At 71.1% G+C, this 6,207-nt stretch carries 6 protein-coding genes and 2 pseudogenes; 5 read left to right on the top strand and 3 right to left on the bottom strand.

Annotation, left to right across the window (positions count from 1 at the left end; genetic code table 11):
• Nucleotides 1-316: pseudogene (locus tag JWP65_RS10705) on the top strand (hypothetical protein); the annotation flags it as partial.
• 37 nt (nt 317-353) lie between these two features.
• Here the strand turns inward: JWP65_RS10705 and JWP65_RS10700 are convergent.
• Together JWP65_RS10700 and JWP65_RS10695 are read right to left on the bottom strand one after the other, a co-directional pair.
• Nucleotides 354-908, bottom strand: a complete 555-nt coding sequence (locus tag JWP65_RS10700) for an adenine phosphoribosyltransferase (RefSeq protein WP_299763501.1) — start codon at nt 906-908, stop codon at nt 354-356.
• A gap of 5 nt (nt 909-913) precedes the next feature.
• Nucleotides 914-2,899 (bottom strand): monovalent cation:proton antiporter family protein, encoded by a 1,986-nt coding sequence (locus tag JWP65_RS10695; protein WP_299763500.1) that lies wholly within the window; start codon nt 2,897-2,899, stop codon nt 914-916.
• A gap of 48 nt (nt 2,900-2,947) precedes the next feature.
• Here JWP65_RS10695 and JWP65_RS10690 point away from each other — a divergent pair, with 48 nt between their 5' ends.
• Genes JWP65_RS10690 through JWP65_RS10675 form a run of 4 tightly spaced genes read left to right on the top strand, consistent with a single transcriptional unit; the run spans nt 2,948 to nt 5,926 of the window.
• Nucleotides 2,948-3,973, top strand: a complete 1,026-nt coding sequence (locus JWP65_RS10690) for an SIS domain-containing protein (protein WP_299763498.1) — start codon at nt 2,948-2,950, stop codon at nt 3,971-3,973.
• Nucleotides 3,974-3,975: 2 nt separating this feature from the next.
• On the top strand, nt 3,976-4,524 hold the full coding sequence (locus JWP65_RS10685) for an HAD family hydrolase (protein WP_299763496.1): 549 nt from the start codon (nt 3,976-3,978) through the stop codon (nt 4,522-4,524).
• 50 nt (nt 4,525-4,574) lie between these two features.
• Nucleotides 4,575-5,147 carry an LPS export ABC transporter periplasmic protein LptC gene (gene lptC, locus JWP65_RS10680; protein WP_299763503.1) on the top strand — a complete coding sequence of 191 codons (573 nt, stop codon included), beginning with the start codon at nt 4,575-4,577 and terminating at the stop codon, nt 5,145-5,147.
• On the top strand, nt 5,147-5,926 hold the full coding sequence (locus JWP65_RS10675) for an SDR family oxidoreductase (RefSeq protein ID WP_299763494.1): 780 nt from the start codon (nt 5,147-5,149) through the stop codon (nt 5,924-5,926). The genes lptC and JWP65_RS10675 overlap by 1 nt, the downstream gene beginning before the upstream one ends.
• A gap of 150 nt (nt 5,927-6,076) precedes the next feature.
• Here JWP65_RS10675 and JWP65_RS10670 read toward each other — a convergent pair.
• A pseudogene (locus tag JWP65_RS10670) lies at nt 6,077-6,207 on the bottom strand (RNA-binding protein); the annotation flags it as partial.

Here is a 6,207-nt window from a genome sequence, read left to right as displayed (position 1 = left end):
GCCGCCGGCGTCCGTCCCGGCGCCGTTGTTCGATGAAATCTCGCAGTCGGCGCAACTGCATCCGCAGGCGCCGCAGGCGCCGCGGGCCCAGCCGGGCTTCGACCCGCTGCAGCCGGAGGAAGTGGCGGCCTTCAAGCGGGCCCTGGCAATGGGGGTGTCGGGCCGCGACGCGATGGCGGCCGGCAGCCGCGCCGGCCAGCACCAGCATCCGCCGCACAACCACGCGCTGCTGACCGGGTTCGAAGACACCGAGATGGCGAACGGACCGGAGGAGACGGAGCGCCTGAGCGGAACCCAGTACGGGGAGCTGCGGTAGGCGCGGGCCTGGATTGCGGGTCGAGCCCGCTCGCCTGTCAGCGCCCCGGGAAATCGACGAAGGTGAACAGGTCCAGCCCGCCGTCGCGCAGCTTTTGCGAGCCGCCCAGTTCCGGCAGGTCGACGATCGCGGCGCCTTCGATCACCGTGCCGCCCAGTTTTTCCAGCAGCTTCTTGCCGGCCATCATGGTGCCGCCGGTGGCGATCAGGTCGTCGAGCAGCAGCACCCGCTGGCCGGGCCGCACGGCGTCCGTGTGCAGTTCCACCGTGGCTCTGCCGTATTCCAGCTCGTAAGTTTCCTCCACCGTGGTGAAGGGCAGCTTGCCTTTCTTGCGGATCGGCACGAACCCCAGCCCGAGCTCGTAGGCCACCACCGAGCCCAGGATGAAGCCGCGCGCGTCCAGGCCGGCCACCACGTCGAGGCGTCGACCCATGTAGCGGTGCACGAAGGCGTCGATCAGCACCCGGAACACTTTCGGGTCCTGCAACAGCGGCGTGATGTCGCGGAACTGCACGCCCGGCGTCGGCCAGTCCGGCACCGTGCGGATGTGGCCGCGCAGGTAGTCGCCCACGCCGTGGTTGATATCGTCCATCCCCCCTATCCTCGCAGAAGCGCTTCCTCGGCGGCGGCCAGCCGCTCGGGCTTGCCCGACAGCACCAGCGTGTCGCCGTCGAGCAGCGGCGGGTCGCTCGCGAGGTCCGCCACGTGGCCGTCGTGGCGGCGCAGGCTGACCACCCGCACGCCTTGCGCTTGCAGCGCGAACCGGCTGAGCGCGTGGCCGAGCGCGCGCGCGCCCAGCGGCAGCGTCAGGGTGGCCAGGCGCTCCTGCTCCAGTTCGTGCTCGCTGCCGTCGTCGGCGCCGTGGAAGTAGCCGCGCAGCAGGTTGTAGCGGGCATCGCGCTGGTCCTGCACGATGCGGATCACGCGCCGCATCGGCACGCCCACCAGCGCCAGCGCATGGCTGGCCAGCATCAGCGAGCTTTCCAGCGTCTCGGGCACCACCTCGGTGGCGCCGGCGGCGGTCAGCTGCTCCAGGTCGTGGTCGTCCTTGGTCCGCACGATCACCGGCACCTGCGGCGCGTGCGCGCGCGCCCGCGCCAGCACCTTCATGGCGCCGGGCACGTCCAGGTAGGTGATCACCACCGCGCTGGCGCGCGCCAGGCCGGCGGCCATCAGCGCCTGCAGCCGCGCCGCGTCGCCGAACACCACCGAGTCGCCAGCGGCGGCGGCCTGCCGCACGCGGTCGGGGTCCAGGTCCAGCGCCATGTAGGGAATGCCTTCCTGCTCCAGCATGCGCGCCAGGTTCTGGCCGCAGCGGCCGTAGCCGCAGATGATCACGTGCTTGTTGGCGTTGATGGACTTGCGCGCGATGCTGGTCATCTGCAGCGACTGCAGCATCCATTCGCTGGCCACCAGCTTCATCACGATGCGGTTGCTCCACTGGATGAGGAAGGGCGTGATCAGCATCGACAGCACCATGCTGGCCAGGATCGGGTTGAGCAGCGCCGCCGGCACCAGCTCCTGCTGCTGCGCCAGCGCCAGCAGCACGAAGCCGAACTCGCCGGCCTGCGCCAGGTACAGGCCGGTGCGCAGCGAGACGCCGGCGGAGGCGCCGAAAGCGCGCGCCAGCAGCGCCACCAGCAGCAGCTTGAACAGCACCGGGCCGGCCACCAGCAGCAGCACCAGGCCCCAGCGGTCGATCACCGGCCGCCAGTCCAGCAGCATGCCCACGGTGATGAAGAACAGGCCCAGCAGCACGTCGTGGAACGGCCGGATGTCGGTCTCCACCTGGTGCTTGAACTCGGTCTCCGAAATCAGGATACCGGCGATGAACGCACCCAGCGCCAGCGACAGGCCCGCCAGCTCCGTCAGCCAGGCCAGCCCCAACGTGATCATCAGCACGTTCAGCACGAACAGCTCGTCGCTCTTGCGCCGCGCCACCAGCGTCAGCCACCAGCGCATCGCGCGCTGCCCGCCCACCAGCAGCAGGGTGATCAGCACCGTGGCCTTGAGCAGGGCGAAGCCGATCTCGCGCACCAGCACCTCGGGCTCGCTGCCCAGTGCCGGGATCAGCACCAGCAGCGGTACCACGGCCAGATCCTGGAACAGCAGCACGCCCATCACCCGCTTGCCGTGCTCGGACTCCAGCTCGAGCCGGTCGGCCATCAGCTTGACCACGATGGCGGTGCTGCTCATGGCCAGCGCGCCGGACAGGGCGAGCGCGGTGCGCCAGGTCAGGTCCAGCAAGCGGGGCAGCACCAGCGCCAGCAGCACCGCGCCGAAGGTGCCGATCACCAGCGTGAGCATCACCTGCGACAGGCCCAGGCCGAACACGTGGGTGCGCATCGCGCGCAGCTTGGACAGGTTGAATTCCAGCCCGATGACGAACATCAGGAACACCACCCCGAATTCGCCCAGGTGCCGCACGCCGGCGCTTTCGTCGGCCAGGGCCAGCGCATTGGGTCCGATCAGCACCCCCACGGCCAGGTAGCCCAGGATCGGCGGCAGCTTGAGCGACCTGCAGGCGACCACTGCCAGTACCGCGGCCAGCAGGTAAAGCAGGGTCAGCTCGAGGGAGGACATGCCACTATGCTATCCGGCTCGGCTGTAGCGACCGATAAAATCATGTCCATGAGCCTTCCGCCCCCCCTCGCGCAGCTCGCCGACCCGGCGAGCGACAGCGGCTTCGATGCCCAGCGCGCGCTGCGCCTGGCGCACGACACCTTCGACATCGAAGCGGCCGCCGTGCTCGGCCTGAAGCAGCGCACCGGCGACAGCTTCGCGCGCGCCGTCGAGGCGCTGCTGCGGGTGCGCGGCCGGGTGGTGATCATGGGCATGGGCAAGAGCGGGCACATCGGCCGCAAGATCGCCGCCACGCTGGCTTCCACCGGCACGCCGGCGATGTTCGTGCACCCGGCCGAGGCCAGCCACGGCGACCTGGGCATGATCAAGCCGATCGACCTGGTGCTGGCCATTTCCAACGGCGGCGAAAGCGACGAGATCACCGTGTTGCTGCCGGTGCTCAAGCGCCTGGGCGCGCCGCTGCTGGCCATGACCGGCAACCCGAATTCGACGCTGGCGCGGCACGCCGACATCCTGCTGGACAGCGGCGTGGAAAAGGAAGCCTGCCCGCTGAACCTGGCGCCGACGGCCAGCACCACCGCGCAGCTGGCGCTGGGCGATGCGCTGGCGGTGGCCGTGCTCGACGCGCGCGGTTTTCGCACGGAGGACTTCGCCCGCTCGCATCCCGGTGGCGCGCTCGGGCGCAAGCTGCTCACGCACCTGGTCGACGTGATGCGCAGCGGCGAAGCCGTGCCGCGCGTGCTGCCCGACGCCGCCTTCACCCAGCTGATGCGCGAGATGACGTCCAAGGGGCTGGGCGCCTCGGCGATCGTCGACGCCGACAACCGGGTGCTGGGCATCTTCACCGACGGCGACCTGCGCCGGCTGGTGGAGAACGGCGCCGACCTGCGCGGCAAGAAGGCGCGCGACGTGATGCACCCCGGGCCCCGCACCATCCGCAACGACGCGCTGGCGGCGGAGGCGGCGCGCTTGATGGAGCAGTACCGCATCACCAGCGTGCTGGTGGTCGATGCCGACGACCGCCTGTGCGGCGCCATCAACTCGAACGACCTGATGCGTGCGAAGGTCATCTGACCGTGGCCCTCACTCCGGCACTCACCTTCCCGCCCGAGCTGCTGCTGGCTGCGCAAGGCATCCGCGTGGCCTTCTTCGACATCGACGGGGTGATGACCGATGGCGGCATCTACTTCACCGAAGGCGGCGAGACGCTCAAGCGCTTCCACATCCTGGACGGCCTGGGCCTGAAGCTGCTGCAGCGCGCCGGCATCACGCCGGCGGTGGTGACCGGGCGCGATTCGGCGCCGTTGCGGCGGCGGCTGGAGGCGCTGGGCGTGACCCAGGTGCACTACGGCACCGAAGACAAGCGGCCGGCGGCCGAAAGCGTGCTGGCCGGGCTCGGGCTGGACTGGTCGCAGGCGGCGGCCATGGGCGACGACTGGCCCGACCTGCCGGTGCTGCGCCGCTGCGCGCTGCCGGTGGCGCCGCCGCACGCCCACGCCGAAGTGCGCGCTTGCGCCCGCTACGTCACGCAGGCGGGGGCGGGCCACGGCGCCGCCCGCGAGTTCTGCGACCTGCTGCTGGTGGCTTCGGGCCGCTACGCGCAGCTGCTCGGAGACTACCAGTGAAGTCGGGCTTCGGCCGGGCAGTCGATCGGCTGTCGATCTACCTGCCGATCATGCTGATGGGGCTGCTGGCGCTGGGCACCTACTGGCTGGCGCGCAACACCCCGGTGTTCTCGGCGCCGGCCGCCGAGGCGGCGCCGACCCATGAGCCGGACTACTTCCTGCGCGGCTTCTCGGTCAAGTCGTTCGATCCCGGTGGCCGGCTCCAAAGCGAGGTGCGAGGCGCCGAGGCGCGCCATTTTCCCGACACCGACACGCTGGAGATCGACCAGCCGCGGATCCGCACCTACAACCTCGCCACCGGCGCGCTGACCGTGGCCAGCGCCCGCCGCGCCATCAGCAATGGCGACGGCACCCAGGTCCAGCTGATCGGCGACGCCGTCGTCACCCGCGAGGCGGCGGCCGCCGCCGGCCAGGTCCGGCCCCAGCCCAAGCTGGAGATCCGGGGCGAGTTCCTGCACGCCTTTCTCGACGTGGAGCAGGTGCGCTCGAACAAGCCGGTGCGCATCACGCGCGGCAACGACCGCTTCGACGCCGACAGCCTCGAGTTCGATAACCTCGACCGGGTGATGCAGCTGCGCGGCAACGTGCGCGGCGTGCTGGTGCCGCGCGCCGGCGGCGGCTGATGCAGCCGCTGGCCTTCATCACCGGCGCCTCCAGCGGCATCGGCCAGGCGCTGGCTTGGCGCTACCACCAGGCCGGCTGGCGGCTGGCGCTGGTGGCGCGGCGCAGTGAGCAGATGGCCGACTGGGCGCGGTCGCAAGGCATTCCCGCCCAGCGCTGGCGCGTCTACGGCGCCGACGTGGCGAATGTGGACAGCATCATCGCCGCCGGTACCGCCTGCCTGGGCGCGCAAGGCGTGCCCGACGTGGTGATCGCCAACGCCGGCATCAGCGTCGGCGTCGACACCGCGGTGCGGGGCGACCTCGAGCTGCTGGCCCGCACCTTCGCCACCAACAACGTCGGCCTGGCGGCCACCTTCCATCCCTTCATCGCGCCGATGAGGCAGCGCGGCAGCGGGACGCTGGTGGGCATCGCCAGCGTCGCCGGCATCCGCGGGTTGCCCGGTCACGCCGCCTATTGCGCCAGCAAGGCCGGGGTCATCAGCCAGTGCGAAAGCCTGCGCGGCGAGCTGCGCGGCAGCGGGGTCAAGATGGTCACGATCGCGCCGGGCTACGTCGACACCCCGCTGACGCGGCAGAACCGCTACGGCATGCCGTTCCTGATGACGGCCGAGGCGTTCGCCGGGCAGGCCTTCCGCACCATCGCGGCCGGCCGCAGCTACCGCGTGATTCCCTGGCAGATGGGCGTAGTTGCCAAGCTGCTGCGCCTGCTGCCCGATGCGCTGTTCGACCGGGCGCTGGCCGGGCGGCCGCGCAAGCACCGGCAGGGCGAAGGCTTGTAGGCGCCCGGCAGGCTGGGGTAGCCGAAGGGAGGGCGCCCGGGCTTTCTGCGCGGGCGCCATTGCTGAGGCTGCGCTGCGCGCGCCGCCGGCCAGCGTGCCAACAAAAAAGGCCTGCTTGCGCAGGCCCTTCAGGGTTGATTGGTCCGGTTTTCAGTAGCCGCTGTTGCCGCCGCCGCCGTAGCCGCCACCAGTGCCGCCACGGCTGCCGCCGCGCGGGCCGGCGCCGTAGGGGCTGCGAAAGCCGCCGTCCTGGCCGCCGCCGTAGCCGCCGCCTTCGCGCC

It is taken from the genome of Ramlibacter sp. (genome assembly GCF_028292805.1).
Classification (GTDB): Bacteria; Pseudomonadota; Gammaproteobacteria; order Burkholderiales; family Burkholderiaceae_C; genus Ramlibacter.
The sequence above is the reverse complement of the archived record's forward strand: the minus strand, read 5'-3'. Positions and strand labels throughout refer to the sequence as shown.

Bases quoted from the DNA above. Each gene is read 5' to 3' on its own strand.
- JWP65_RS10675 (WP_299763494.1), top strand. From the start codon at position 5,147: ATGCAGCCGCTGGCCTTCATCACCGGCGCCTCCAGCGGCATCGGCCAG.
- lptC (WP_299763503.1), top strand. From the start codon at position 4,575: ATGCTGATGGGGCTGCTGGCGCTGGGCACCTACTGGCTGGCGCGCAAC.
- JWP65_RS10690 (WP_299763498.1), top strand. From the start codon at position 2,948: ATGAGCCTTCCGCCCCCCCTCGCGCAGCTCGCCGACCCGGCGAGCGAC.
- JWP65_RS10695 (WP_299763500.1), bottom strand. From the start codon at position 2,899: ATGTCCTCCCTCGAGCTGACCCTGCTTTACCTGCTGGCCGCGGTACTG.
- JWP65_RS10700 (WP_299763501.1), bottom strand. From the start codon at position 908: ATGGACGATATCAACCACGGCGTGGGCGACTACCTGCGCGGCCACATC.